Raw genomic sequence first — 25,673 nt, 5'->3', positions numbered from 1 at the left:
TGATGCGTGACATCCTGAATGATCTCGAAGCCGGCAACCATCTGTCTGATCCGGATCCAACGCGCCGTGCGCAAATCCAGATGAAGACCCCTTTGCCCAAGCGCTTCTACAAGCACGCCTCCGTTTCGAAGGACGCGGCAGGCTTTGCCGTCCATCTCGACGGAAAATCGGTGCGTACGCCGGGAAAAGCTTTGCTGGCCCTGCCGAGCGAAGGGGCTGCACGGCTTGTCGCCGCGGAATTCGAGGCGCAGAAGGACGTCATCGATCCGGTGACGATGCCGGTCTTGCGGCTGGTCAACACGGCCATTGATGGCGTGGCGTCCGATCCGCAGGTGGTGCTGGAGGACATCCTGCGCTTCGCCGCCTCGGATATGCTCTGCTATCGCGCCGATGCGCCACAAGGCTTGGTGGAACGCCAGAACAGCCATTGGGACCCGGTGCTGGATTGGGTCCAGTCCTCACTGAGCGCGCGTTTCAATCTCGCCGAAGGCGTGGTCCATGTCGAACAGCCACATGAATCGATCGCCATACTGGGTGCGCATCTTGCCAAGGATGCCGATCCCTTCCGACTGGCTTGCCTGCATGTCATGACGTCACTGACCGGTTCGGCTTTGCTTGCTCTCGCGCTGGACGCTTCAGAACTGGACGTTGATGGCGTCTGGCTCGCCGCTCACGTCGATGAAGATTGGCAGATCGAACATTGGGGGCAGGACGCTGAAGCCGCTGCCCGTCGCGCGCAACGGAAGCGCGACTTCGTGGCTGCCGCCGATTTGTTGCGGTCGATCAAGGGTGAGGGGATTTAGCCAACAGAATTGGGCCAAGTATGAGCCCGTTGCCCTGCTGTTCCGTTGGCATTCCTGAAAACAGCGAAGACGCCGATGTGGCGTCTTCGCTACAGCGATTTTCCTTGCGGAACTAGATCGCCAGATATTCGTGGCGAAGCTGGCTGTTTTCCAGGACTTCCTTGGCTGTGCCGCTGAACACGACAGTGCCGGTGTCCATGATGACGGCACGGTCGGAAAGCCTCAGCGCTGCGACCGCGTTCTGCTCCACGATGATCGTTGTGATGCCGATGTCGCGAATCTGCTGAACGATCTTCTCGATCTCCTGCACGATAACGGGTGCAAGGCCTTCATAGGGCTCGTCGAGGAAAAGGATCTTGATGTCGCGGGCAAGCGCGCGAGCAACGGCAAGCATCTGCTGCTCGCCGCCGGATAGCGTCGTCGCCTCTTGCTTGCGCCGCTCCGCCAGTCGCGGAAAATGCTCGTAGATGCGCTGCAGCTCCCAGCCTTTGGGCTCCGTCACCTGCGCGAGGATCAGGTTTTCCTCCACGGAAAGGCCGCCGATGATGCGCCGGTCCTCGGGAACGAGTTGCACGCCGGCCTTCGCCGCCTGATGGGCCTTCAGCTTGTGGATTGGCTTGCCTTCGAGCCAGATTTCGCCCGAGGCCAGTTGAGGCGACGCCACGCGTGCCAGGGTGCGCAAGGTGGATGTCTTGCCAGCGCCGTTGCGGCCAAGCAGCGACAGGATTTCACCCTTGCGGATATCGAAGGACACGCCCTGGACGATATAGGATTCGCCGTAATAGGCGTGGATGTCCTTGACGCTGAAAAACGGCTCGACTTCGTTGTCCGACACTGTTGTCGCTCCCCCCGTGAAGTCTTTGTCGTGATGCGCGGCCATGTTCATGTCTGTTCCTCCCCAAGATAGGCTTCCTTGACCTTGGGGTTTGCACGCACGGCTTCGGGCGTACCGTCTGCTATGATGCGCCCTTGCGCAAGCACGCTTATCTTGTCCGCAAGCGAAAACACCACGTGCATGTCGTGCTCGATGATCACCTTGGTCATGCCGCGGCTCTTGATGCGCTTCAGCAGATCGATCGTGCTGTTGGTGTCGTGCCGCGACATGCCGGCCGTCGGCTCGTCGAGCAAAAGCAGGCGCGGATTCTGGACCAGGCACATCGCCAGCTCGAGACGTCGCTTGTCGCCGCGCGACAGGCTGCCGGCCTCGACATTGCGCCTGTTCAAAAGCCCCACATCTTCAAGTGCGGCCTCTGCCTTTTCGCGAATGTCCTTCTGCGTGCTGACAGGGGCCGAGGCGTTGAAGCGGAAAGCGCCGTCCCGCTTGGCGAAAGCGGGGATCATGACGTTTTCGAGCAGGGAGAGGTCGGCGAAAATCTCCGGCGTCTGGAACACGCGGCTGACGCCGAGCTGGTTGATCTCGTGCGGCTGGTGATTGTTGAGCGCTTCACCGGCAAAAACGACTTGTCCCTGGTCTGGCTTGATGCGGCCCACGCACACGTTGAGCAAGGTGGACTTGCCAGCGCCGTTCGGTCCGATGATGGCGTGCACGGTGCCTTCTTCGACCTGCAGGTCGACGTCTGCGAGTGCATGCAGCCCGCCGAACCGTTTATGAACATCGGCGACGTGCAGGACGATATTCTTCTCGCTCATCGGGTTACTCCGCCGGTTGGGGGTGGGTCGCGGCGGGGATGGCATCGCCCCCGTCGCGCTTCCGGGTGAAGATGACCCACAGGCGGCGCAGGCCCTCGATGATGCCACCCGGCATGAAGATGACGAGCAGCACGAAGATGACGCCAAGCGTCAGGTTCCAGCCTTCGCCGACAAACAGGGAGAGGAATGAAACAAGCGCATCCTCGATCGTATCGGGCAGGAAGCTGAAGACGCCGTGAAGCGTGTCCGGGCCGAATGAAGAGAAGATGTTTTCGAAGTACTTGATCACGGCAGCGCCCACGACCGGGCCGACCAGCGTGCCTACGCCGCCCAGGATCGTCATCAGCACGACTTCGCCCGACGCCGTCCATTGCATGCGCTCTGCGCCGGCAAGTGGGTCGGTTGCGGCCATCAGGCTGCCGGCCAGCCCGGCATACATGCCGGAGATGACGAAGGCGGCAAGCAGGTAGGGCCGGGTGTTGAAGCCGGTATAACGCATGCGGTTCTGGTTGGACTTGATGGCGCGCAGCATCATGCCGAAGGGCGAGCGGAAGATGCGCATCGAGATATAGAAGCAGATGATCAGGATCACCGCGCAAAGATAGAAGCCGCCCAGTCCGCCGCCGCTTGTGTCAAGGCCGAATAGAGTAGCCCGAGGCAGGCCTGCACCCGGCTCATGGAACATGGCGTCGATCCAGCGCGGATCTCTCAACGTCAACTGCAAACCGGTCTCGCCATTGGTCAGCGGCGTCAGCACCGAATAGGCGAGGTTGTAGCACATCTGCGCGAAGGCAAGCGTGAGGATCGAGAAGTAGATGCCGGACCGCCTCAGGCTGACATAGCCGATAACCACCGCGAAGATCGCAGCGAAGAACAGCGACAGGAAGATCGCCGGGATGATGTTCATGGTGAACAGCTTGAACGACCACACAGCCGCATAGGAACCGACGCCGAGGAAGGCGGCATGGCCGAACGAGAGGTAGCCCGTCAGGCCGAACAGGATGTTGAAGCCGATGGCGAAGATGCCGAAGATGCAGAACTTCTGCATCAGCGCCGGATAGGCGGCACCAACGGGCTTGAGGATGATCGGCATCAGCAGAACGAACGCCGTAAAGCCGACGAGCAGGATGAGATCGTTGCGGGAGAGGCCTTTGAACATGGATCAGTCCTCCATCACGCCTTTGCGACCCATCAGGCCTCGTGGCAGCGTCAGCAGGATGACGACCGCGACAAGGTAGATGATGATCTGATCGATACCGGGAATAATTGCCTTCACCTCGTTCATCGAAGCGAAGGATTGCAGGATGCCGAGCAGGAATCCCGCGGCGACGGCGCCGCCAAGCGAACCCATGCCGCCGACAACCACGACGACGAAGGACAGCACCAGGAATTCCATGCCCATATGGTAGTCGGGAGGCAGGATCGGCGTGTACATCACGCCCGCAACGCCTGCGACGACGGCGGCCAGGCCGAACACGACGGTGAAGCGCCGCTCGATGTCGATGCCGAGCAGTCCGACCGTCTCACGGTCGCGCATGCCGGCCCGAACCACCATGCCGTAGGTGGTGAACTGCAGGAAGGCAAAGACCGCGCCGATGATGCCGAGCGAGAACAGGAAGTAGATGATGCGCCACCAGGGATAGGCGAGCGTCTGCCCCATGCCGAGGAATTCACCGACATAGGCCGTGCCGCCGAACGCCATTGGCGCAGGCTGCGGGATCGGGTTGGCGCCGAAGAAATGCTTGATGATTTCCTGGATGACGATGGCGAGGCCGAAGGTCACCAGGATCTGGTCGGCGTGTGGCCGCTTGTAGAAGTAGCGGATCAGGCCGCGCTCCATGACGATGCCGATGATCAGCATCACGGGTATGGCAAGCAGGATAGAGGCGGGAACGGAATAGTCGTGCAGATATTTGCCGAAGTCGCCGAGCCACGCCTCGATATAGGGCGTGCGCACCTCAAGCGGCGTGCCCCATGCGGTTTTCTGGGTGGGATCGATCACCACGCTTTCGAGATTGAGCAGCTTGTTGAAGGTGACAGCGCAGAACGCGCCCAGCATGAACAGCGCGCCGTGGGCGAAGTTGACCACGCCCAGGGTGCCGAAGACCAAGGTTAGGCCAAGCGCGATCAGCGCATAAGCGCCGCCCTTGTCGAGGCCGTTCAGAATTTGCAGCAATATAGCGTCCATGCCCACCAGCCTGTGAACGAGGTTAATGTGCCCGATAGGGAACCCGACCGCCGTGAAGCGGCCGGGTGTATTGAGGCGTTATGCGGTTAGCACTGCTTGGCGTCGGACGGGCCGAGTTCGCCGCCGAAGATCGCCGGATCGTAGGTGGTCGCCTCGCGAGGAATGACCTTGACGATCTCCATCAGATCGTACTTGTCCTTCGGGTTTTCCTTGCCCTGGACGACCAGGCACGACTTCATGCACTGATGGTCCTCCGCACGGTAGAGCGTCGAGCCGTTGCCCAGGCCATCGAACTCGAAGCCTTCGAGCGCCTTGATAACGGCAGGAGCGAAGAAGGTTCCGGCGCGTTCGCAGGCATCGGCGTAGAGCAGGGCCTGGACGTAGCAGGTGTGCGCGGCCTGTGAGGGCGGTGCGCCGTATTCCTGGCCGAACGATTTGGTGAAGGCCTTGGTCGCATCGTCGTCCAGCTTCCAGTCCCAGTTGCTGGTGCCGTAGATGCCCTTGACCGCATCGCCGGCGCCCTGCGCCATCAATTCGGAGAACAGCGGCACCACGATTTCGAACTTCTTGCCGTTCACTTCCTTGTCGCGCAGGCCGAACTGGACCGCCTGCGTCAGCGAGTTCACCATGTCCTTGCCGTAGTGGTTCAGGATCAGGACGTCGGCGCCAGAATTCAGCACCGGCGTGATGTACTGCGAGAAGTCGGCCGAGCCGAGCGGCGTGCGAACGGCCGCGACCGTCTGCCAGCCCATCGCCTCGGTGGCGGCCTTCATCGATTCTTCCTGTGTCCAGCCCCATGTGTAGTCGGCGGTCAGGTGATAGGCCTTGCGGTCCTTGCCGTAGGCTTCGCCGATGACCGGGCCGAGCGCCACACCCGACTGGTAGGCGTTGAAGAAGTGGCGGAAGCCGTAACGCTTCTTGTCCTTGCCGGTCGTGTCGTTGGAGTGGGTCAGGCCGGACATATGGATGACGCCCATGTCCTGGCAAAGGCTCTGCACGGCAATCGCCTCAGCCGAGGACGATCCACCGGAAATCATGATCGCGCCGTCGCGTTCGATCATGCGCTTGGAGTTATCGCGGGCGGCGTCGGTCTTCGTCTGCGAGTCGCCGTGGACCTGCGCGACCTTCTTGCCAAGGATGCCGTTACCCTTCAGCGCGGTAGGCTTCATGGTCGGGATCATGCCGCCGTCGCCTTCGCCGTTGAGGTGCTTCACGGCAAGTTGGAACGCCTTCAGTTCGTCCGCGCCTTCATCTGCGTAGGGGCCGGTAAGCGGCACGCTCCAGCCAAAAGTAACGGTGTCGCCCTTGGGCATATTGCACGAAATGTCCTCGGCGTAGGCGCCGCGGATAAAGTGCATAGGTGCGGCGAGCGCTACGCCCGACGCCGCGCCAGCCCGCAACAGGCCACGACGCGTCATGATAAACTTGGACATCAAAATCCTCCCATAAGGTTGTGCGCCGGCGACTTCCTCCCGAAGCATCGCAGGTAGCCAGACGGTATCCGACGGCACGGAATCCTCAATTGGGCTTTGGAATATGAGTCTTAAGTCATAATACTAAGGTATTACTTCAGCCCGCCATCAGCGCTTTGACGCCATCGGCGACGAACTGCACGGCGAGCGCCGCCAGGATTACGCCGAGCAGGCGGGTCAGGATCGAGCGGCCGGTATGGCCGAGGATACGGTCGATCCGTTCGGAGAGCACGAACACGAGATAGGTGATCGCCAGGCAGATGAAAATGATGCCGACCAGAGCTGCCTGCGCCGCAAAACCCTGAAACGAGCCCGACAGCAGCACGGTCGCCGAAATCGCGCCCGGTCCGGCAATCAGCGGGATCGCAAGAGGGAAGGCGGCGATGTTCTGGATGTGGTCGCGGGTGATCGCCACGTCGGAGATCTTCTCCTTGCGGTCCTGCCGGCGCTCGAAAACCATCTCGAAGGCGATGAAGAACAGCAGAAAGCCGCCGGCTACCCGGAATGCCGGCAAGGTGATGCCGAACACGGACAGGATGGACGCCCCGGCAACGGCGAAAAGCGCCATTACGGCAAAGCCGATGATGCTGGCGCGGACCGACACCTGTTGGCGCTGCTGCCGGTTCATACCGTGGGTGACGGCGAGAAACAGCGGCGCGAGGCCCGGGGGATCGATGGTCACGAGGATGGTAACGAAGGCGTTGAAAAGACTATCGAAACTCGGCATCTGCTGCTCCCCCTGAAACCTAAATTAGCGTGGTCTGACGCCGGACGCCAGCGGGCGGTTCGCATCGATGCCGGCGAAGATCACGGATCGTTTCACAAGACGCGGCGAATATTTCATCAGCATTTAGGAGAATACGGCATATCCAATTGAAATATTGGAGAAATTCAGCGTTGGAAAAGATCGCTGGCTGTTGGAGAATCCAGCAGCGTTCCTATATAAGAATAGAGTGATTCCCAAGACTGCGTGATCCGATTTGACCGACCAGAACACACCGCGCGACGCCGACGGCGGCCCTTCCGGCATCGAGCCGATATCCATTATCGAGGAGATGCAGCGCTCCTATCTCGACTACGCGATGAGCGTGATCGTGAGCCGTGCGCTGCCCGACGTTCGTGACGGCTTGAAGCCCGTGCACCGGCGCATCCTCTATGCGGCGCATGAGAGCGGCTATCACTGGAACCGCAAATATGTGAAATCGGCCCGCCCGGTCGCCGACGTGATGGGTAAATACCATCCGCACGGCGATGCCTCGATCTATGACGCCTTGGTGCGCATGGCCCAGGACTGGTCGATGCGCGTGCCGTTGATCGACGGGCAGGGCAATTTCGGCTCTATCGACGGCGATCCGCCGGCGGCGATGCGCTACACCGAGGCGCGCCTCACCAAGGTTGCGCATGAACTTCTGGAGGACATCGACAAGGAAACGGTCGATTTCCAGGACACCTACGATGCGTCGGGGCAAGAACCCCGCGTCCTCCCGGCGCGTTTTCCGAACCTTCTGGTCAACGGCTCGGGCGGCATCGCCGTCGGCATGGCCACTAACATTCCGCCGCACAACCTGATCGAAGTCTGCAACGGCGCAATCGCCATCATCGACAATCCGGCCATCGACCTGACGGACCTGATGGACATCATTCCGGGACCGGATTTCCCGACGGGCGGCATCGTTCTTGGCAGGTCGGGCATCTATAGCGCCTATTCCACCGGGCGCGGCTCCATTGTCATGCGCGGCAAGGTCCATATCGAGGACATGCGCGGCGATCGCGAAGCCATCGTCATCACGGAAGTCCCCTTCCAGGTGAACAAGGCGTCGATGATCGAGAAGATGGCCGAACTGGTGCGCGACAAGCGCGTCGAAGGCATTTCGGACATCCGCGACGAGAGCGACCGCCAGGGCTATCGCGTCGTCATCGAGCTCAAGCGCGACGCCAACGCCGAGGTGATCCTCAACCAGCTGTATCGCTATACGCCGCTGCAAACCTCGTTCGGCGCGAACGTGGTTGCACTGAACGGCGGCAAGCCGGAAGTGCTGACGCTGATCGACATGCTGAAGGCCTTCGTGTCCTTCCGCGAGGAAGTCATCAGCCGCCGGACGAAATTCCTACTGCGCAAGGCGCGCGACCGCGCTCACGTCCTCGTTGGTCTCGCCATCGCTGTTGCCAATATCGATGAAGTCATCAAGCTGATCCGTGTTGCGCCCGATCCCCAGACGGCTCGCGAACAGTTGATGGAGCGGCGCTGGCCGGCGGCCGACGTCGAGGCGTTGATCCGCCTGATTGATGACCCGCGCCACCGCATCAACGACGACGGCACCTACAATCTCTCGGAGGAACAGGCGCGCGCCATCCTCGAACTGCGGCTGCAGCGCTTGACGGCGCTTGGGCGCGACGAGATCGCTGATGAGTTGAACACCATCGGCGACGAGATCAAGGATTATCTCGACATCCTGTCGTCGCGCGCCCGCATCCAGCAGATCGTCAAGGACGAACTGGCTGCCGTGCGTGACGAATTCGGCACGCCGCGGCGCACCGAGCTTGCCGATGGCGGTGCGGACATGGATGACGAAGACCTCATCCAGCGCGAGGACATGGTCGTTACCGTCAGCCATTCCGGCTACATCAAGCGCGTGCCGCTGTCGCTCTACCGGGCACAGCGCCGCGGCGGCAAGGGCCGCTCCGGCATGTCGACGAAGGACGAGGATTTCGTCACCCGGCTGTTCGTGGCCAACACCCACACGCCGGTGCTGTTTTTTTCCTCGCGCGGCATAGTCTACAAGGAAAAGGTCTGGCGCCTGCCTGTCGGCAGCCCGCAATCGCGTGGCAAGGCGCTCATCAACATGCTGCCGTTGGAGCAGGGCGAGCGCATCACTACGATCATGCCGCTGCCCGAGGACGAGACGAGCTGGGGCGATCTCGACGTCCTGTTCGCGACGACGCGCGGCACCGTTCGGCGCAACAAGCTGTCGGACTTCGTCCAGGTCAACCGCAACGGCAAGATCGCCATGAAGCTGGAGGAGGAAGGCGACGAGATCCTTGGCGTCGAGACCTGCACCGACAATGACGATGTGCTTTTGACGGCAAATTCCGGCCAATGCATCCGCTTCCGCGTCGATGACGTGCGCGTGTTCCAAAGCCGCAATTCGGTCGGCGTGCGTGGCATCGCCATGGCCGATAGCGACCGGGCGATTTCCATGAGCATCATCGAGCATGTGGATGCCGATGCCTCTGAACGGGCCGCCTATCTCAAGCGTTCCGCTGCCGAACGTCGAGCGCTGTCAGGCAATGGCGAGGAAGAAGAGATTGCGCTCACCAACGAAGAGGTTGGCGAGGAGGCGCAGCTTACCGACGAACGCTATGAGTTCCTCAAGGCGCATGAGCAGTTCGTCTTGACTGTGACCGAACTCGGCTACGGCAAGCGCTCCTCGTCCTACGATTTCAGGCTCACCAATCGCGGCGGCAAGGGCATTCGCGCCACGGACGTATCCAAGGTCGATGAAATCGGTCCGTTGGTGGCCACGTTCCCGGTCGGCAACGATGACCAGATCATGCTGGTTTCCGATGGCGGCACCGTTATCCGCGTTCCGGTGGCGGGCATCCGCTTTGCCAGCCGCGCAACCAAGGGCGTGACGATTTTCAACACCGCCGAAGGTGAGAAGGTCGTTTCTGTCGAACGGATTTCGGAGCCGAATTCCGACGACGATGACGACACCAACGGCGACACCGAAACAGCGCCGCCCAGCGACGAAACCGATCTCGGTTAGAATCTCTAGGCTTGGCTCGACGAAGCCTTGATTTGATTAGAAGTGCCGGGGAGGGCGAGGGCGCGAGGTGAAGCCGTCAACGCGCTTCGCGCTCCTGGCGCGGGCGCGTTCAGCTTCCTGATGCAGGCCGAAAGCGGTTGCGATCAGCATGGCTACGGTCATTGCAGTGGCAAGCATGTAGATCATCATCAGCGTATCTCCTGATATTGGAACGCATGAAGTGCGCTTTGGTTTCAGCCTTTCTCACTCACACTGTGGTGAAGGTGGCTTGAATAGGCGCTGAGCAGCCCATTCATCCGCCGTTCATCGAGGCTGAAAGCGCCGGAATACGTGCGAACGGGTTTGCCTTTGGGCGGGCGTATCTTTAGAAGCACTTGCCATGACTGAACGCATCGCCCTCTATGCCGGCTCCTTCGACCCCTTGACCAACGGCCATCTGGACGTACTCAAGGCCTCGTTGGCCGTTGCGGACAGGGTATACGCTGCCATCGGCATCCACCCCGGCAAGAAGCCGCTGTTCTCCTTCGAGGAGCGCGTGGCGCTGATCGAAAAGGTGGCCAGGGACGAGTTGGGCAAGGATGGCGCCCGCATCAAGGTCGTTTCCTTCGATGGGCTGGTGGTCGATGCGGCAAGGCGCGAGGGCGCTTCGATCATGATCCGCGGCCTGCGTGACGGGACCGACCTCGACTATGAAATGCAGATGGCCGGCATGAACGAGACCATGGCGCCCGATCTGCAGACGGTTTTCCTGCCTGCCAGCCCTTCGGTCAGAACCATTACCGCCACACTCGTGCGCCAGATCGCTTCAATGGGCGGAGATATTCGCCCTTTCGTCCCGGCGGCGGTGGTTGCCCCGCTGGTCGCAAAATTCGCGAAATAGCCTTTCGGAGACCCACCCATGTATCGCAGGAAATTCCTGGCGCTGGCTGCCCTGTTTACCAGCCTTGCTGCCTTCTCGCTGCCGGCTTCGGCTGCCGACCCTGAAAACACGATGATCATCACCCTGAAGGATGGCGACGTCACCATTGCGCTGAGGCCCGACCTTGCGCCGAAGCATGTCGAGCAGATCAAGAAGCTGGTCCGCGAAGGCGCTTACGACAATGTCGCTTTCCATCGTGTCATCAATGGCTTCATGGCCCAGACCGGCGATGTCCAGTATGGCGACATGAAGGACGGCTACAATGCCGGCGCAGCCGGCACCGGCGGTTCGCAGCTTCCCGACCTGCCGGCCGAATTCTCCAACGAACCCTATGTGCGCGGCATCGTCGGCATGGCGCGCGCCCAGGACCCGAACTCCGCCAACTCGCAGTTCTTCATCATGTTCGCGCCGGCTGACTCGCTCAATGGCCAGTACACCGTCGTTGGCCAGGTCGAGAGCGGCATGGAACTCGTAGACAACATCAAGAAGGGCGACGATGCGCAAAACGGGTCGGTGACCGACCCCGACCGCATGATCAAGGTGCGTATCGCCTCCGACAACAAGTAACCGGATTCAACAGGGATTATTGCACATGGCTGAAATCAAGGACCGCGAGAACGCGCTCATCATGGAGACGACCAAGGGTAAGGTCGTCATCGAACTTTTCCCCGATCTGGCCCCCGGCCATGTCGGCCGCATCAAGGAACTGGCCCGCGAGGGCGCTTACGACGGCGTCGTCTTCCATCGCGTCATCGATGGCTTCATGGCACAGACCGGCGACGTCAAGTTCGGCAAGTCCGGCGGCAAGGACTTCAACCCCGGCCGCGCCGGCATGGGCGGTTCCGACAAGCCCGACCTGAAGGCGGAATTCTCCAACGCCAATCACGGCCGCGGCACCTGCTCGATGGCTCGCGCCCAGAATCCGAACTCGGCCAATTCGCAGTTTTTCATCTGCTTCGAAGACGCTTCCTTCCTGAATCGCCAGTACACGGTCTGGGGCCAGGTCATCGAAGGCATGGAAAACGTCGACCAGATCAAGCGCGGCGAGCCGGTTCAGGACCCCGACAAGATCGTGTCGCTCAAGGTCGCCGCTGACGTGGCGGCTTGACGGCCAAATGATCTGGAGCCTGCTTTGGGGGGCGTTAGGCGTGGTGGCAGGGGCTTTCCTTGCCATCCAGGCTCCCATCAATGCAGCCCTTAGCAAAGGCCTCGGCCTGCCGGTGGCAGCCGCGGCCTCTTCCTTTCTGGCTGGCGCGGTCGCGCTTGCCTTCGTGTCGGCTGCCTTGTCGCAGGCGCAAGGTATTTCGATCGGGTGGCGCGTGCCGCCGCTCTGGATGTTCTTCGTCGGCGGCTGCCTTGGCGCAGCCTTCATCACCGCAGTCATCATCCTTACGCCACGGCTTGGCGCGGCAGCGACGATGGGCTTCGTGGTTGCAGGCCAGTTGCTTGCCGGCATAGTGGTTGATCGCATTGGTTTCCTCGGCCTTGCAGTGCGTGAAATTTCATTCGGCCGCGTGGCCGGCGCCGTGCTGCTGCTTGCCGGAGCGGTGTTGATCCGGATCTACTGAAAATGCGCGTTGACCTGTTCGATTTCGATTTGCCCGAGGAACGCATTGCCCTCAGGCCGGCGGAGCCGCGCGATCATGCCCGCCTGCTGGCAGTTCAGCCGAGCAGTGGGTTTCGCGATCTTTCGGTTCAGGATTTGCCGGATCTGCTGAACCCCGGCGACGTGCTGGTCTTCAACGACACCAAGGTCATTCCCGCTCAATTGAAGGGCATCCGCCGGCGCGGTGATGCCGTGGCGCAGGTAGACGCCACCCTGCATATGCGCACGGCTCCCGATCAGTGGGCGGCCTTTGTGCGCCCCGGCAAGCGTGTCGCTGCCGGCGATCGCATCCATTTCGGCCATGACGGCAATTCCTGCTTTCTCGGCCAACTCGACGCCACCGTCATCGAAAAGCGCGACGGCGGCGAAGTGCTGCTCGGCTTCGATGTTTCAGGCGCGTTCCTCGATGAGGCGCTGCATGCGGTCGGGCATATTCCTCTGCCGCCCTACATCGCCTCGAAACGCGACGATGACGAGCGCGACCGCCGCGACTATCAGACCATCTACGCCCGTGAAGAAGGAGCCGTGGCTGCCCCGACGGCAGGCCTCCATTTCACGCCGGAGCTTTTCGCCGCTTTGGATGCCAAGGGCATCCAGCGCCGCTTTGTGACCCTCCATGTCGGCGCAGGCACATTCCTGCCGGTCAAGGCCGACGACACCGCCGACCACAAGATGCATGCCGAAATCGGCGTCGTGTCTTCCGCCACCGCGTCCGCGTTGAACGCTGCAAGGGCCGGCGGCGGGCGCATCGTGGCGGTCGGCACCACGTCGCTCAGGCTGCTCGAAAGTGCCGCTCGGGAAGACGGCACGATAGAGGCATGGTCCGGCCCGACGGATATTTTCATCACGCCCGGCTACCGCTTCAAGGCGGTCGATGTCTTGATGACCAACTTCCACCTGCCGCGCTCGACCCTGTTCATGCTTGTGTCGGCGTTCAGCGGGCTGGAAACGATGCGCGGCGCCTACAACCACGCCATTGAAAACGGCTATCGCTTCTATTCTTATGGTGACTCCAGTCTCCTGTTCAGGGAGCAGAAATGACCGAAGAGTTTTCCTTCACGCTCATCGCAACCGACGGCAAGGCCCGCCGCGGTGAAGTCTCGATGCCGCTCGGGGCGGTTCGCACTCCCGCATTCATGCCGGTCGGCACGGCTGGCACCGTCAAGGCCATGTATATGGATCAGGTGCGTGGCGTCGGTGCCGACATCATCCTCGGCAACACCTATCATCTCATGCTGCGACCGGGCGCGGAGCGGGTGGCGCGCTTGGGCGGCCTGCATGAATTTGCCCGCTGGCCACGCCCGATCCTCACCGACAGCGGCGGCTTCCAGGTCATGTCCCTCTCCAAGCTGAGAAAGCTGACCGAGCACGGTGTCACCTTCCGCTCCCATATCGATGGCGCGGCTTACGAGATGACGCCGGAACGCTCGATCGAAATCCAGGGTCTGCTGAATTCCGACATCCAGATGCAGCTTGACGAATGCACCGCGTTGCCCGCCGAGCTAAAGGAAATCGAACGTGCGATGGAGCTTTCGCTGCGCTGGGCCGAGCGCTGCAAGGCCGCATTCGGCGACCAGCCCGGCAAGGCGATGTTCGGAATTGTGCAGGGTGGTGACAACGCACGCTTGCGGGCCAGGTCCGCCGAGGCCCTAAAGGCGATGAACCTCAAGGGCTACGCTGTCGGCGGCCTTGCCGTCGGCGAGCCGCAGGCGATGATGCTGGAGATGCTGGACGTCACCTGTCCGATCCTGCCGTCGGACAAGCCGCGCTACCTGATGGGCGTCGGCACGCCGGACGATATCCTGAAGTCGGTGGCGCGCGGCATCGACATGTTCGATTGCGTCATGCCGACAAGGGCAGGGCGGCACGGCCTTGCCTACACGCGGCGCGGCAAGGTCAATCTGCGCAATGCCCGCCATGCCGACGACCATCGTCCGCTGGACGAAGAAAGCGATTGCCCTGCCTGCCGCGATTATTCGCGCGCCTATCTGCACCATCTCGTGCGCTCGCAAGAGGCCTTGGGTGCCATGCTGCTTACTTGGAACAATCTCGCCTACTACCAGAAGCTCATGCGCGATATCCGCGACGCCATCGAAGTGCAGGCCTTCGAGGCACGTGCCGCCGAGATTTCCGAAGGATGGGCGCGGGGCGATATCCCGCCGCTTTGATTCTGTTGACTAAGTGCTGAGCGAGTTGGACGCCCGCAGGCTGCATCCGGTGATGCGGTAGGTGCCATCGGGCTGTAGTTCGAGCGTATACACCGCCTCGTAATCCTTGCCGTCCGGGCCGGTAACGAGCACTTGCTGCACGATCGACGTCGGGCTCATTTCCTGCACCTTGCCGAATGAATAGCCCTTCGGCTGCCGCACCGGCGCATATCCCTTGCCCACCATGTCCATGAAAACGTCGGCTGTGGGGAACAGCTGCTTGATGTTTGGCGCGGCGAAACTGTAGGCGCGCACTCCGTCGTTGGCGATGAAGGCCTTGAGTTGGCTGTCGATTACGTCTTGCGCCGCTTTTACCTGTGCCTCTCCCGAAAAGCACGGCGAGGCGACCACTAGAAACACCGCTGTGAGCGCAATGAGAATGCGATGCATGTCTGGCCCTCCCGCAGCCCGTCCGGTCGCAACATCATACAATACGAACGAGGACAGCGGCAGGTTTCAGCCCAGCACGAAAAGTTGTGGAGCTTGAAAGGCGATGGACAGTCTGCGACAAGGGCCGGAACCAAACTGCGGTTTCGAACGGAACGAGCGATGAAGACGTTTTTTGTGCAGATCAAGTGCGACCTCGGCAAAGCCTATGAGGTTGCCAGTGAGCTTGCCGACGCCGAAATCGCCTCCGAAATCTATTCCACCGCGGGGCAGTACGACCTGCTGGCGAAATTCTATGTCGATGACGAGGAAGACGTCGGCCACTTCGTCAACCAGAAGGTACAGATCATTCCCGGTATCAAGGACACCTTCACGACCGTCACGTTCCGGGCATTCTGACCGCTCTTGCTGCCTTGTGAGGTGGCATCGCCTGCCTGAAAATCTGTTTTGCCGCCTCAAATTCGGGCAATCGTGCGGTTCAGACCGGTTCTGAGGCGATAAACCTGCGATTGCACTTGCTTTTCTGCCGCGACGCCATTTCAAATAGCGCTACAGGGGAGTACGCGCTTGGCGGCATTCGACGAGATGCTTCCGGAAACATCCGGGCTCAGGAAGCCTTACAGGGCTTATGATCGTTGGCTCAAAGAGCAGGACCCCGCCCGACTTACCCAGAAGATGGAAGATGCCGAGCGGGTTTTTCGCAAGACCGGTATCACCTTCGCCGTCTATGGCGAGCAGGAAGCTTCAGAACGCCTGATCCCGTTCGACATCGTTCCGCGCATCATTTCCGGCCAGGAATGGCGTCGTCTTACCCAAGGCATTGAACAGCGCGTCCAGGCGTTGAATGCCTTCCTCGATGACATTTACCATCGGCAGGAAATCCTGCGCGCCGGTCGGGTGCCGAAAGACCTCGTCGCCCGCAACGAAGCATTCCTGCCCGAAATGATCGGTGTGCGGCCTCCGGCGGGTGTCTACACCCATATTATCGGCATCGACATTGTCCGCACCAGCGAGAACGAATTTTACGTGCTGGAGGACAATGCCCGTACGCCGTCCGGCGTCTCCTACATGCTGGAGAACCGCGAAACGATGATGCAACTCTTCCCGGAGCTGTTCCAGCAGATCAAGGTTCGCCCGGTTGAGAACTATGCCCAGTTGCTGCGCCAGTCGCTGGCCGCAGTCAGGCCGGAAGGAACGAAGGACGCTCCGACAATCGCGGTGCTGACGCCGGGAAGCTTTAATTCCGCCTATTTCGAACATGCCTTCCTCGCCGACCAGATGGGGGTGCAACTTGTCGAGGGGCAGGACTTGCGTGTCGTCGACGGTCACGTCGCCATGCGCACGACAGAGGGCTACAAGCAGATCGATGTGCTTTATCGCCGCGTCGATGATGCTTTCCTCGACCCGCTGACCTTCAATCCCGATTCGGCATTGGGCGTCGCCGGCATCATGGATGTCTATCGCGCCGGCAATATCACCATTGCCAACGCGCCCGGCACCGGTATCGCCGACGACAAGGCGATCTACTCCTACATGCCCGAAATCGTCGAGTTCTATACCGGGCGCAAGGCAATCCTCGGCAATGTCCCGACATGGCGCTGCTCGGAGCCTGACAGCCTGAAATATGTGCTCGAGCACATCCATGAGCTGGTCATCAAGGAAGTTCACGGCTCCGGCGGCTACGGCATGCTGGTCGGTCCGGCCGCCACGAAAAAGGAATGCGCGGACTTCTCCGCCAAGCTGGCGTCGAACCCCTCGAACTACATTGCCCAACCTACGCTTGCGCTTTCGACCGTACCGATCATGACGGAAAAGGGCCTCGCGCCCCGCCATGTCGATCTGCGCCCCTATGTGCTGGTGTCCGATCGCATCCAGCTCGTTCCCGGCGGCTTGACCCGGGTCGCGCTCAAGGAAGGCTCGCTGGTCGTCAATTCATCGCAGGGCGGCGGCACCAAGGATACGTGGGTGCTGGATGATTGAGCCGGGCGAAAGGACCATCTGATGCTGCTCGGGCGTACTGCCAACGGCCTCTACTGGATGAATCGCTACATCGAGCGCGCCGAGAATATGGCACGCCTTGTCGATGCCGGACTGCGCATGGCGCTCACGCGTACGCAGGATGCGTCCGAGGAATGGACTTCCGTCATCATCAGTTCCGTCTCTGACGTGGCCTTCGCCAACAAATACAGTGAATACACGGCTGCCAATGTCACCGATTTCCTGTTGCGCGACATTTCCAACCCGTCATCCGTGATGTCGTCTATCGAGACCGCCCGCACCAACGCCCGCATGGTGCGCACCGCGCTGACGCGCGAGACCTGGGAAAGCATCAACGAGGCCTGGATGGCGTTGAAGCGTATGCTGGCCAAGCCTATCGACGAACGCGAACTGCCGGCGGTGCTCGACGCGATCAAGCGCGAAACCGCGCTGATCCGGGGTGCATTCTACGGCACCATGCTGCGCAACGAGATTTTCGATTTCTCGCAACTCGGCACTTACGTCGAGCGCGCCGACAACACGGCTCGCATTCTCGACGTCAAATACTATGTGCTCCTGCCGTCGATTTCATGGGTTGGCTCGACGCTGGACAACTACCAGTGGGAATCCATCCTGCGCTCCGTTTCCGCGCACCGATCCTACCGTTGGAACTACGATGCGACCTATAAACCCTCCAATATCGCCGACTATTTGATCCTGAACGGGCGAATGCCGCGTTCGCTGGCCTTCTGCTACCGCTTCATATCCGAGCACCTGAACCTGCTTGCCGACGACTACGGCGCGCGCCACGCCTGCCACGAAACTTCCACAAAAACGCGGTCCCTGCTCAAGGTTGGCTCGATCAAGGATATTTTCGACGCCGGCCTGCATGAGTTCCTCAGCGATTTCATCCGCGACAACACGCGGCTCGGAAACGAGATCGCACAGGATTACCGGTTCTATTGAGGTCTCTGGATGCGGCTGAAGATCACCCACCGGACCGAATACAACTACGACGCACCGGTACACTACGCCTTGCAGCGTCTGCGGCTGATGCCCGTCAACGGGCCGACGCAGCATGTGCACTCGTGGAATTTGAACGTCGAAGGTGCGCGCGAAGAGGTCCGCTTCAAGGATCATTTCGACAACGACACCCGCCTCATAAGCGTCGAGGGAGAGCCTCACCGCATTGTCGTCGAGGTTGCCGGAGAGGTGGAAACCAGGGACACCGCCGGCGTCTACGGCACACAGTACGGCTTTGCGCCGTTGTGGCTGTTTTGCCATGAGACGCGCCTGACCAAGGCAGGGCAGGGCATAAGGGACCTGGTTGCCTCGACCGGTGACGGTACCGATATCGAGAAACTCCATCGCCTCATGATGATGGTTCGCGACCGCGTGAAATACACCATAGGCAGCACGACGACCGGGACGACGGCGGAAGACGCCTTGGCGCTCGGCGCGGGCGTCTGCCAGGATCACAGTCACATCTTCGCCGCGGCGGCACGTGCCATGGGTTTCCCCGCTCGCTATATCAGCGGCTATCTGATGATGAATGCAGCCATCGAGCAGACTGCCAGCCACGCATGGGCGGAAGTGCATGTGCCAAAGCTCGGCTGGGTCGGGTTTGACGCTTCCAATGGCATCTCGCCGGACGAGCGCTATGTACGCATCGCCATCGGTCGCGACTACCAGGATGCCATGCCAGTCTCGGGAATCCGTTTGGGAAAGGCCGAAGAACGGCTTGCGGTTCAGATCACGGTAGAGCAGTAATCCGCGCCAAGATCATGTCGGAAGAGTACCCATGACCTATTGCGTAGGATTGCAGATCGACCGCGGGCTCGTGTTCATGTCGGACACGCGCACCAATGCCGGTATGGATTCCATCTCCACCTATCGCAAGATGCATGTCTGGGAACAGCCGGGAGAGCGCGTCATCGTCCTGATGACTGCCGGCAACCTGGCCACCACGCAAGCAGTTGTCAGCCTGCTCGATGAGCGCAGCAAGGCGGTTGCGGATCGCCATGCTACCGTTCTCGAAACGCCGTCAATGTACCAGACCGCGCGTCTGGTCGGCGATACCGTCAAGGAAGTGATCGCCAGTTCCGCGCCGGAAGGCGAACGGGCGGATGCCTACTTCAATGCCTCCTTCATTCTGGGCGGCCAGATACGGGGTTCGCTGCCGCGTCTGTTCATGATCTATCCGGAAGGCAATTTCATCGAGGCGACCGACGACACGCCCTTCTTCCAGATCGGCGAGACCAAGTACGGCAAGCCAATTATCGTGCGCGCCTATGAACGCACGATGAGTTTTGCCGAAACGGTGAAACTGATGCTGGTGTCGTTCGATTCGACACTTAAATCCAATCTGTCAGTCGGACTGCCGCTCGATCTGCTTTTTTACGAGAAGGACAGCTTCAAGGTTGGCGTCAAAAAGCGCATCGGCCAGGACGACCCCTACTACCGTACGATCTCGAATGGCTGGTCGGATGCACTGAAAGCCGCCTTCCAGCAATTGCCGGATTTTCCCGAGTAGCCGTCGGACGTGCAACCCAAGTAACCGGAGAAGGGCCAAATGGACGGCAACGAGTTTCGTGATTGGTCCATTCGCGCTGCCGAATGGGGCGCCGACTATCGCGAAACCTTGCGTGACCGTCCTGTGAGGCCGCGCACGGAACCCGGTGAAATCTTTCGTGCTATTGAGCCATCGCCGCCTGAAGACGCCGAGTCCATGGAGAAGATTTTCGCGGATTTCGAAGCGACGATAATGCCGGGCATGACCCACTGGCAGCATCCGCGTTTCTTCGCATATTTCCCTGCCAATGCCGCCCCGGCTTCGGTGGTCGCTGAATATCTTGTATCCGCGATGGCTGCGCAATGCATGCTCTGGCAGACCTCGCCAGCGGCGACGGAACTCGAAATGCGCATCATCGACTGGATGCGCCAGGCGCTTGGCCTGCCCGAAGGCTTTTCCGGCGTCATTCAGGATTCAGCCTCGTCAGCCACCCTCGCCGCCGTACTCACCATGCGCGAACGGGCGCTGGCCTGGGAAGGCAACAGGAAGGGGCTCGCCGGCCAGCGGGCGGTGCGCATCTATTCTTCCGATCAGGTGCATACATCGATCGACCGCGCCATCTGGGTTTCCGGCATAGGTGAGGAAAATCTGGTCCGCATCCCGGTCAAGGGCCCGTTGCGAGCGATGGATGTCGCGGCGCTTGAGGCCGCCATCATAGATGACCGGGCCAATGGCTTCCTTCCCGCGGGCATCATCGCTTGCGTCGGCGGCACCAGCGTCGGCGCAACAGACGATATTGCCTCCGTCGCCGATATCGCCGGTCGCCACGGCCTCTACCTCCATGTCGATGCCGCCTGGGCGGGCTCTGCCATGATCTGCCCGGAATACCGGCATTTCTGGGCTGGCGTGGAAGGCGCGGATTCCATCGTGCTCAATCCGCACAAATGGCTGGGCGCCCAGTTCGATTGCTCGGTCCAGTTCATACGTGACTCCGAAAGTCATGTGCGAACGCTGGCCATCAAGCCGGAATATCTGAAAACCCACGGCCACGACGGCATCGTCAACTATTCCGAATGGTCGGTGCCGCTCGGCCGTCGCTTCCGGGCGCTGAAATTGTGGTTCCTGTTGCGCGCGCATGGGCTTCAGGCGCTGCGCACGATGATCCGCAACCATGTTGCATGGAGCGAGAAACTTGCCAGCCGATTGGCTGCCGAGCCAGATTTTGAACTCGTCACCGAGCCGATGCTGTCCCTGTTTTCGTTTCGCCATCGCGCACCGGCGGGCGCAGACGCGGATGAACACAATCTGCGCCTGCTCAACGCAATCAACAATGACGGCCGCATCTACCTGACGCAAACCAAAGTGGATGGTCATTTTGCCATCCGCTTCCAGGCTGGCCAGTTCGATTCCACGGCTCAGGACGTGGAGATGGCGTTCGCGGTCATCAAGGAAATCGCCTGCGATTTGGGCTGATCCTCCCGCGCGTTTCCCTTGTCGTCATCGAAATTGGCGAGGTTCTTTTGAGTCGCCGAAGCCTGTTCATTGCTTTCGTTTTAGGCTATGGGTCCAAAAAACGAAAAAGGACGAGCCATGTATCTCCCGCCTCGCCATGCCGAAATCATCCAGATGGCCAAGGACAAGGGCAGGGTACTGGTCGATGATCTGGCCGCGCATTTCTCGGTTACGCCCCAGACCATCCGCAAGGACCTCAATGATCTGTGCGACCAACGCCTGTTGAGCCGTATCCATGGCGGGGCGCTGTTTCCTTCCGGCATCGAGAACATGGAATACGAGGCGCGGCGCAAGATTGCCGCCGATGAAAAGGAAGCGATCGGCAAGGCAGCCGCGCGCCTGATCCCGGACAGCGCTTCGCTGTTCATCAACATAGGTACCACCACCGAGGCCGTCAGCAACGCGCTTCTCGATCATTCCGGCCTTATGGTAATCACCAATAACATCAATGTTGCCAACAGGATGCGTGTCTATCCTTCAATAGAAGTTGTCATCGCGGGCGGCGTGGTCCGCGGCTCGGATGGCGGTGTCGTCGGCGAAGCGGCAGTCGATTTCATCAAGCAGTTCAAGGTCGATTACGCGGTGATCGGGGCCTCTGCCATCGACCATGACGGCGCGCTTCTCGACTTCGATTTTCGTGAGGTCAAGGTGGCCCAGGCCATCATCGCCAATGCCCGGCACGTCATCCTCGTCTCCGACAGCACCAAGTTCGAACGCACCGCCCCGGTGCGTATCGGCCACCTGTCGCAGGTCAACACCTTCATCACCGATCGCTGCGATATCGCCGCCGTGCGTCGCATCTGCGAGGAAACGGAAGTTCAACTGATCGAGACGACGAGCCGCACCTGAGTGTGGACGTTCAAAATTATCTCTGAGACGTCGTTTGACATTCGTTATTGTTTCGAAATAATATCGATTTGATTTCGAAATGATGATTTGTACCGGGTGACGAAATCTCGGAGATTTTCGTGGGCGAAGCAGCGATCCATGACATTGTCATCATCGGCGGCGGTATCAATGGATGCGGCATAGCCCGCGACGCTGTCGGGCGCGGCTTTTCCGTTCTTCTTGCCGAAATGAACGACCTCGCCAGCGGAACCTCGTCCGGTTCGACCAAGCTCATCCACGGCGGCCTACGCTACCTCGAGTTCTACGAGTTCCGGCTGGTTCGCGAGGCGCTGATGGAGCGCGAAGTGTTGTGGCGCAATGCGCCACACATCATCTGGCCGATGCGTTTCGTTCTGCCCTACGCCGAGGGATTGCGGCCGGCATGGCTGCTCAGGCTCGGCCTGTTCCTCTACGATCACATTGGCGGCCGCAAGCTCTTGCCGGCCACGAAAACGCTCGACATGCATACCGACCCGTCAGGCAAGCCGTTGAAGCGCTTGTTTTCAAAGGCATTCGAATATTCGGACGGCTGGGTCAACGATGCCCGGCTGGTTGCCTTGAATGCTCGCGATGCCGCCGACAAGGGTGCCGATATCCGCGTGCGGACCAAGGTCGTCTCGGCGCGCCGCGACGAAAAATCCTGGACCGTGACGATCGAGGATACTCACACCGGCGCCCGCGAGGACGTAACCGCCCGCTTGCTGGTCAACGCGGCCGGTCCTTGGGTCGATCACGTCCTCACCGAAGCGTTCGGCCGCAACGATGTCCACAACGTGCGCCTCGTCCAGGGCAGCCACATCGTCGTGCCGAGGAAATTCGATGATCCGCGCGCCTATTTCTTCCAGAACAAGGATGGTCGCATCATCTTCGCCATACCCTATGAGGAAGATTTCACGCTGATCGGCACCACCGACCAGGATTATCCGGGCGATCCGCACGACGTGAAGATAAGCGATGCCGAGATCGACTATCTGTGCGCCGCGGCGAGCGAGTATTTCGCCGAGCCGGTCAAGCGCGAAGACATTGTCTGGACCTATTCGGCGGTGCGTCCGCTCTATGATGACGGCGCGTCCAAGGCACAGGAGGCAACCCGCGACTACGTGTTGAAGGCCGAGGAAGGCGAGGCGGGTGCGCCGCTTCTCAATGCGTTTGGCGGCAAGATCACCACCTATCGCCGGCTTTCCGAGGCGATGCTGGAAAAGATCGAAGGGTTTCTCGGCAAGCGCGGCAAGCCATGGACGGCGGCCGCACCACTGCCGGGCGGCGATTTTCCGGCGACGAACTTCGACGCCGAAGTCGCGAAGCTGAGCTATGCCTACCCGTTCCTGACGCCACACCACGCCAAGCGGCTGATGCGCCTTTATGGAACGCGGGCAGTCATCTTGCTCGGTCAGGCCAAATCCATCGCCGATCTTGGCCGCTATTTCGGTGCGGACCTCTACGAGGCTGAAGTCCGTTACCTTGTGGCCAACGAGTGGGCGATGACGGCGGAAGACGTGCTGTGGCGCAGAACCAAGCGTGGCCTGCATCTTACCCCTGAGCAGGTCGACGTGCTCGATACATTCATACAGGGCCTTACCAGGAGACATTCGGCGGCGGCGGAATAAGGGAGGCACGAGAGGGCATATGCTGGAACTGAGGAATGTCTCGAAGGTTGTGGGGGCAGACACCCACATTGCCGACATCTCGTTGACGCTTAATCATGGCTCGTTGAACGTCCTGCTCGGACCCACGCTGTCGGGCAAGACCAGCCTCATGCGCCTCATGGCCGGGCTCGATGTCCCGACTTCCGGTTCCATCTGGTTCGACGGCAAGGACGTGACCGGCGTTCGCGTCCAGAAGCGCAACGTTGCCATGGTCTACCAGCAGTTCATCAACTATCCGGCAATGACTGTATACGAGAACATCGCATCGCCTCTGCGCGTTGCCGGCATCGACAAGGCCAGTATCGACCGCGAGGTCCGCAAGGCTGCCGACCTGCTCAAGCTCACGCCCTATCTCGACCGCACGCCGCTAAATCTTTCCGGCGGCCAGCAACAGCGCACTGCGCTGGCGCGCGCCATCGTCAAGAACGCCAGCCTCGTTCTGCTCGACGAGCCGCTTGCCAATCTGGACTACAAGCTGCGCGAGGAATTGCGGGAAGAACTGCCGAAGATCTTCGCCGAAGCCGGAACCATCTTCGTCTATGCGACCACCGAGCCGCATGAAGCGCTCCTGCTTGGCGGCAACACGGCAACGCTGTCGCAGGGCAGGGTGACCCAATTCGGTCCAACCGTCGAAGTCTTCCGCAGGCCGGTCGATCTGGTCACGGCGAAAACCTTCGCCGATCCTCCGCTGAACACAATCGTGCTCGCCAAGAAGGGCAAGCACCTTCTCCTTGATGGTGGGGTTAACCTCCCAGTGCCAACCGACCTCGTTGGTATAGCCGACGGCAATTACACGATCGGCTTTCAACCCCACCATCTTTCTCTTGATCGCTCGAATGCGGGTTCGGTTCCGGTCCGCGCCAAGGTTTCCATCACCGAAATCACCGGCTCGGAAAGCTTCATCCATCTCGATTTCGCCGATGTTCGCTGGGTCATGCTCACCCACGGCATTCGCCATTACGAAACAGACGACGAGGTCGAGGTCTTCATCGACCCGCGCCACATCATGGTGTTCGATGGCAACGGCCGTGCGGTCTCCGCACCGAGCATGGCAGCATAGGAGGGCTGGAGATGGCACGCATCGACGTCAACCACATCCGCCATTCCTACCTGGCCGATCCGCGCAAGGATTCCGACTTTGCGTTGAAGGAGGTGCATCACACCTTTGAAGACGGCGGCGCCTACGCTCTGCTCGGCCCTTCCGGTTGCGGCAAGACCACCCTGCTCAACATCATATCCGGCCTGCTGCGGCCCTCGCACGGCCAGTTGCTGTTCAACGGCAAGGATGTGACCAACCTGTCCACTCAGGAACGCAACATTGCCCAGGTTTTCCAGTTCCCGGTCATCTACGACACCATGACGGTGTACGATAATCTGGCCTTTCCGCTGCGAAACCGTGGCGTTCCGGAAGCCGACGTCGACCGCAAGGTGCGCGAGACGTTGGAGATGACCGATCTGGTCAGTTGGGCCGGGCGCAAGGCGAGGGGCCTTACCGCGGACCAGAAGCAGAAGATTTCGCTCGGCCGCGGTCTTGTTCGTTCCGACGTCAACGCCATTTTGTTCGATGAACCGCTCACCGTTATTGACCCGCATATGAAGTGGGTCTTGCGCTCGCAGTTGAAGCAACTTCACCGGCGCTTTGGCTACACCATGGTCTACGTCACCCACGACCAGACCGAGGCGCTGACTTTCGCAGAGCGCGTCGTGGTCATGTATGACGGCGAGATCGTGCAGATCGGCACGCCGACTGAATTGTTCGAGCGCCCGCGCCACACCTTTGTCGGCTATTTCATCGGATCGCCGGGCATGAACGTCATGCCCGTGAAGGTGGAAGGCAAGGTCGCCAGGCTGGGTTCGCAGTCGATCCAGTTGCCCGGCGCCTTGAAGTCGGCGGAAGGCGCAATCGAACTCGGCGTGCGCCCTGAATATGTCCGCATCGGCTCAAAAGGCATGCCTGTATCCATCACCAAGGTCGAGGATGTTGGCCGGCATAAGGTCATCCGTGCAAAGCTTGAGGGGCGCGATATCGCGGCCATTATCGGTGAGGATGACGAGATACCTGCCGACGCCAAGGTGAGTTTCGAGCCTGCGGGCATCAACATCTATGCCGACTCCTGGCGTGTCGAGATGGGGGCCTGA

26 protein-coding genes are annotated in these 25,673 nt (G+C 60.6%); 18 read left to right on the top strand and 8 right to left on the bottom strand.

Going from position 1 to position 25,673, the window contains the following annotated elements:
* The first annotated feature begins 2 nt into the window (after positions 1–2).
* Positions 3–803 (top strand): ATP12 family chaperone protein, encoded by an 801-nt coding sequence (locus ASD50_RS19000; protein WP_056244644.1) that lies wholly within the window; start codon positions 3–5, stop codon positions 801–803.
* Between the two features lie 112 nt (positions 804–915).
* On the opposite strand, the gene ASD50_RS18995 is transcribed toward ASD50_RS19000, so the two are convergent.
* From ASD50_RS18995 to ASD50_RS18970, 6 genes are all read right to left on the bottom strand, one after another.
* Positions 916–1,683, bottom strand: coding sequence for an ABC transporter ATP-binding protein (locus ASD50_RS18995; protein WP_056244841.1), 768 nt, complete (start codon positions 1,681–1,683; stop codon positions 916–918).
* A 2-nt stretch (positions 1,684–1,685) separates the two neighbouring features.
* The gene (locus tag ASD50_RS18990; protein WP_056244641.1) at positions 1,686–2,453 is read right to left on the bottom strand and encodes an ABC transporter ATP-binding protein; all 768 of its coding nucleotides are present in this window, start codon (positions 2,451–2,453) and stop codon (positions 1,686–1,688) included.
* A 4-nt stretch (positions 2,454–2,457) separates the two neighbouring features.
* Complete coding sequence (locus ASD50_RS18985) at positions 2,458–3,612, bottom strand: branched-chain amino acid ABC transporter permease (protein WP_056244638.1); 1,155 nt, start codon at positions 3,610–3,612, stop codon at positions 2,458–2,460.
* A 3-nt stretch (positions 3,613–3,615) separates the two neighbouring features.
* Complete coding sequence (locus ASD50_RS18980; protein WP_056244636.1) at positions 3,616–4,641, bottom strand: branched-chain amino acid ABC transporter permease; 1,026 nt, start codon at positions 4,639–4,641, stop codon at positions 3,616–3,618.
* Positions 4,642–4,727: 86 nt separating this feature from the next.
* Positions 4,728–6,074: a substrate-binding protein gene (locus ASD50_RS18975; RefSeq protein WP_056244633.1), complete on the bottom strand. Its 1,347-nt coding sequence runs from the start codon at positions 6,072–6,074 to the stop codon at positions 4,728–4,730.
* 136 nt (positions 6,075–6,210) lie between these two features.
* Positions 6,211–6,840, bottom strand: coding sequence for a MarC family protein (locus tag ASD50_RS18970; RefSeq protein ID WP_056244631.1), 630 nt, complete (start codon positions 6,838–6,840; stop codon positions 6,211–6,213).
* 253 nt (positions 6,841–7,093) lie between these two features.
* On the opposite strand from ASD50_RS18970, the gene gyrA reads away from it, so the two are divergent.
* Complete coding sequence (gene gyrA, locus ASD50_RS18965; RefSeq protein WP_056244628.1) at positions 7,094–9,880, top strand: DNA gyrase subunit A; 2,787 nt, start codon at positions 7,094–7,096, stop codon at positions 9,878–9,880.
* A 36-nt stretch (positions 9,881–9,916) separates the two neighbouring features.
* Here gyrA and ASD50_RS23555 read toward each other — a convergent pair whose 3' ends face one another.
* Positions 9,917–10,069, bottom strand: a complete 153-nt coding sequence (locus tag ASD50_RS23555) for a hypothetical protein (RefSeq protein WP_164480451.1) — start codon at positions 10,067–10,069, stop codon at positions 9,917–9,919.
* Between the two features lie 190 nt (positions 10,070–10,259).
* On the opposite strand from ASD50_RS23555, the gene coaD reads away from it, so the two are divergent.
* The 6 genes from coaD to tgt are packed head-to-tail and all read left to right on the top strand — an operon-like array spanning position 10,260 to position 14,573.
* The gene (gene coaD / locus ASD50_RS18960; protein ID WP_056244625.1) at positions 10,260–10,760 is read left to right on the top strand and encodes a pantetheine-phosphate adenylyltransferase; all 501 of its coding nucleotides are present in this window, start codon (positions 10,260–10,262) and stop codon (positions 10,758–10,760) included.
* An 18-nt stretch (positions 10,761–10,778) separates the two neighbouring features.
* Positions 10,779–11,366 (top strand): peptidylprolyl isomerase, encoded by a 588-nt coding sequence (locus ASD50_RS18955; protein WP_056244622.1) that lies wholly within the window; start codon positions 10,779–10,781, stop codon positions 11,364–11,366.
* Positions 11,367–11,391: 25 nt separating this feature from the next.
* Entirely contained in the window at positions 11,392–11,907 is a 516-nt protein-coding gene (locus tag ASD50_RS18950; RefSeq protein WP_056244619.1) for a peptidylprolyl isomerase, read from the top strand.
* A gap of 10 nt (positions 11,908–11,917) precedes the next feature.
* Positions 11,918–12,367 carry a DMT family transporter gene (locus tag ASD50_RS18945; RefSeq protein WP_156465177.1) on the top strand — a complete coding sequence of 150 codons (450 nt, stop codon included), beginning with the start codon at positions 11,918–11,920 and terminating at the stop codon, positions 12,365–12,367.
* Positions 12,368–12,369: 2 nt separating this feature from the next.
* Positions 12,370–13,446: a tRNA preQ1(34) S-adenosylmethionine ribosyltransferase-isomerase QueA gene (queA, locus tag ASD50_RS18940; RefSeq protein ID WP_056244616.1), complete on the top strand. Its 1,077-nt coding sequence runs from the start codon at positions 12,370–12,372 to the stop codon at positions 13,444–13,446.
* Complete coding sequence (gene tgt / locus ASD50_RS18935) at positions 13,443–14,573, top strand: tRNA guanosine(34) transglycosylase Tgt (RefSeq protein WP_056244612.1); 1,131 nt, start codon at positions 13,443–13,445, stop codon at positions 14,571–14,573. The genes queA and tgt overlap by 4 nt, the downstream gene beginning before the upstream one ends.
* Positions 14,574–14,582: 9 nt before the next feature.
* Here the strand turns inward: tgt and ASD50_RS18930 are convergent, their stop codons facing one another.
* The gene (locus ASD50_RS18930) at positions 14,583–15,002 is read right to left on the bottom strand and encodes a DUF4864 domain-containing protein (RefSeq protein ID WP_056244610.1); all 420 of its coding nucleotides are present in this window, start codon (positions 15,000–15,002) and stop codon (positions 14,583–14,585) included.
* A 159-nt stretch (positions 15,003–15,161) separates the two neighbouring features.
* Between ASD50_RS18930 and ASD50_RS18925 the strand changes: the two genes are divergently transcribed.
* The 10 genes from ASD50_RS18925 (at position 15,162) to ASD50_RS18880 (ending at position 25,673) form a co-directional block, all read left to right on the top strand.
* Positions 15,162–15,398: an Lrp/AsnC family transcriptional regulator gene (locus ASD50_RS18925; RefSeq protein WP_056244608.1), complete on the top strand. Its 237-nt coding sequence runs from the start codon at positions 15,162–15,164 to the stop codon at positions 15,396–15,398.
* Between the two features lie 168 nt (positions 15,399–15,566).
* On the top strand, positions 15,567–16,979 hold the full coding sequence (locus ASD50_RS18920; protein ID WP_056244605.1) for a circularly permuted type 2 ATP-grasp protein: 1,413 nt from the start codon (positions 15,567–15,569) through the stop codon (positions 16,977–16,979).
* A 21-nt stretch (positions 16,980–17,000) separates the two neighbouring features.
* Positions 17,001–17,942 carry an alpha-E domain-containing protein gene (locus tag ASD50_RS18915; protein ID WP_056244603.1) on the top strand — a complete coding sequence of 314 codons (942 nt, stop codon included), beginning with the start codon at positions 17,001–17,003 and terminating at the stop codon, positions 17,940–17,942.
* 9 nt (positions 17,943–17,951) lie between these two features.
* On the top strand, positions 17,952–18,746 hold the full coding sequence (locus tag ASD50_RS18910) for a transglutaminase family protein (RefSeq protein ID WP_056244600.1): 795 nt from the start codon (positions 17,952–17,954) through the stop codon (positions 18,744–18,746).
* Positions 18,747–18,777: 31 nt separating this feature from the next.
* Positions 18,778–19,509, top strand: coding sequence for a peptidase (locus tag ASD50_RS18905; RefSeq protein WP_056244597.1), 732 nt, complete (start codon positions 18,778–18,780; stop codon positions 19,507–19,509).
* A gap of 39 nt (positions 19,510–19,548) precedes the next feature.
* Positions 19,549–20,961, top strand: coding sequence for a pyridoxal phosphate-dependent decarboxylase family protein (locus ASD50_RS18900; protein ID WP_056244594.1), 1,413 nt, complete (start codon positions 19,549–19,551; stop codon positions 20,959–20,961).
* Positions 20,962–21,078: 117 nt separating this feature from the next.
* Entirely contained in the window at positions 21,079–21,849 is a 771-nt protein-coding gene (locus tag ASD50_RS18895) for a DeoR/GlpR family DNA-binding transcription regulator (protein ID WP_056244592.1), read from the top strand.
* A 119-nt stretch (positions 21,850–21,968) separates the two neighbouring features.
* The gene (gene glpD, locus ASD50_RS18890) at positions 21,969–23,495 is read left to right on the top strand and encodes a glycerol-3-phosphate dehydrogenase (RefSeq protein WP_056244589.1); all 1,527 of its coding nucleotides are present in this window, start codon (positions 21,969–21,971) and stop codon (positions 23,493–23,495) included.
* A gap of 19 nt (positions 23,496–23,514) precedes the next feature.
* Complete coding sequence (locus tag ASD50_RS18885) at positions 23,515–24,594, top strand: ABC transporter ATP-binding protein (RefSeq protein WP_056244586.1); 1,080 nt, start codon at positions 23,515–23,517, stop codon at positions 24,592–24,594.
* Positions 24,595–24,605: 11 nt separating this feature from the next.
* Complete coding sequence (locus ASD50_RS18880) at positions 24,606–25,673, top strand: ABC transporter ATP-binding protein (protein ID WP_056244583.1); 1,068 nt, start codon at positions 24,606–24,608, stop codon at positions 25,671–25,673.

The sequence above is a fragment of the Mesorhizobium sp. Root552 genome (assembly GCF_001427285.1).
Classification (GTDB): Bacteria; Pseudomonadota; Alphaproteobacteria; order Rhizobiales; family Rhizobiaceae; genus Mesorhizobium.
The sequence above is the reverse complement of the archived record's forward strand: the minus strand, read 5'-3'. Positions and strand labels throughout refer to the sequence as shown.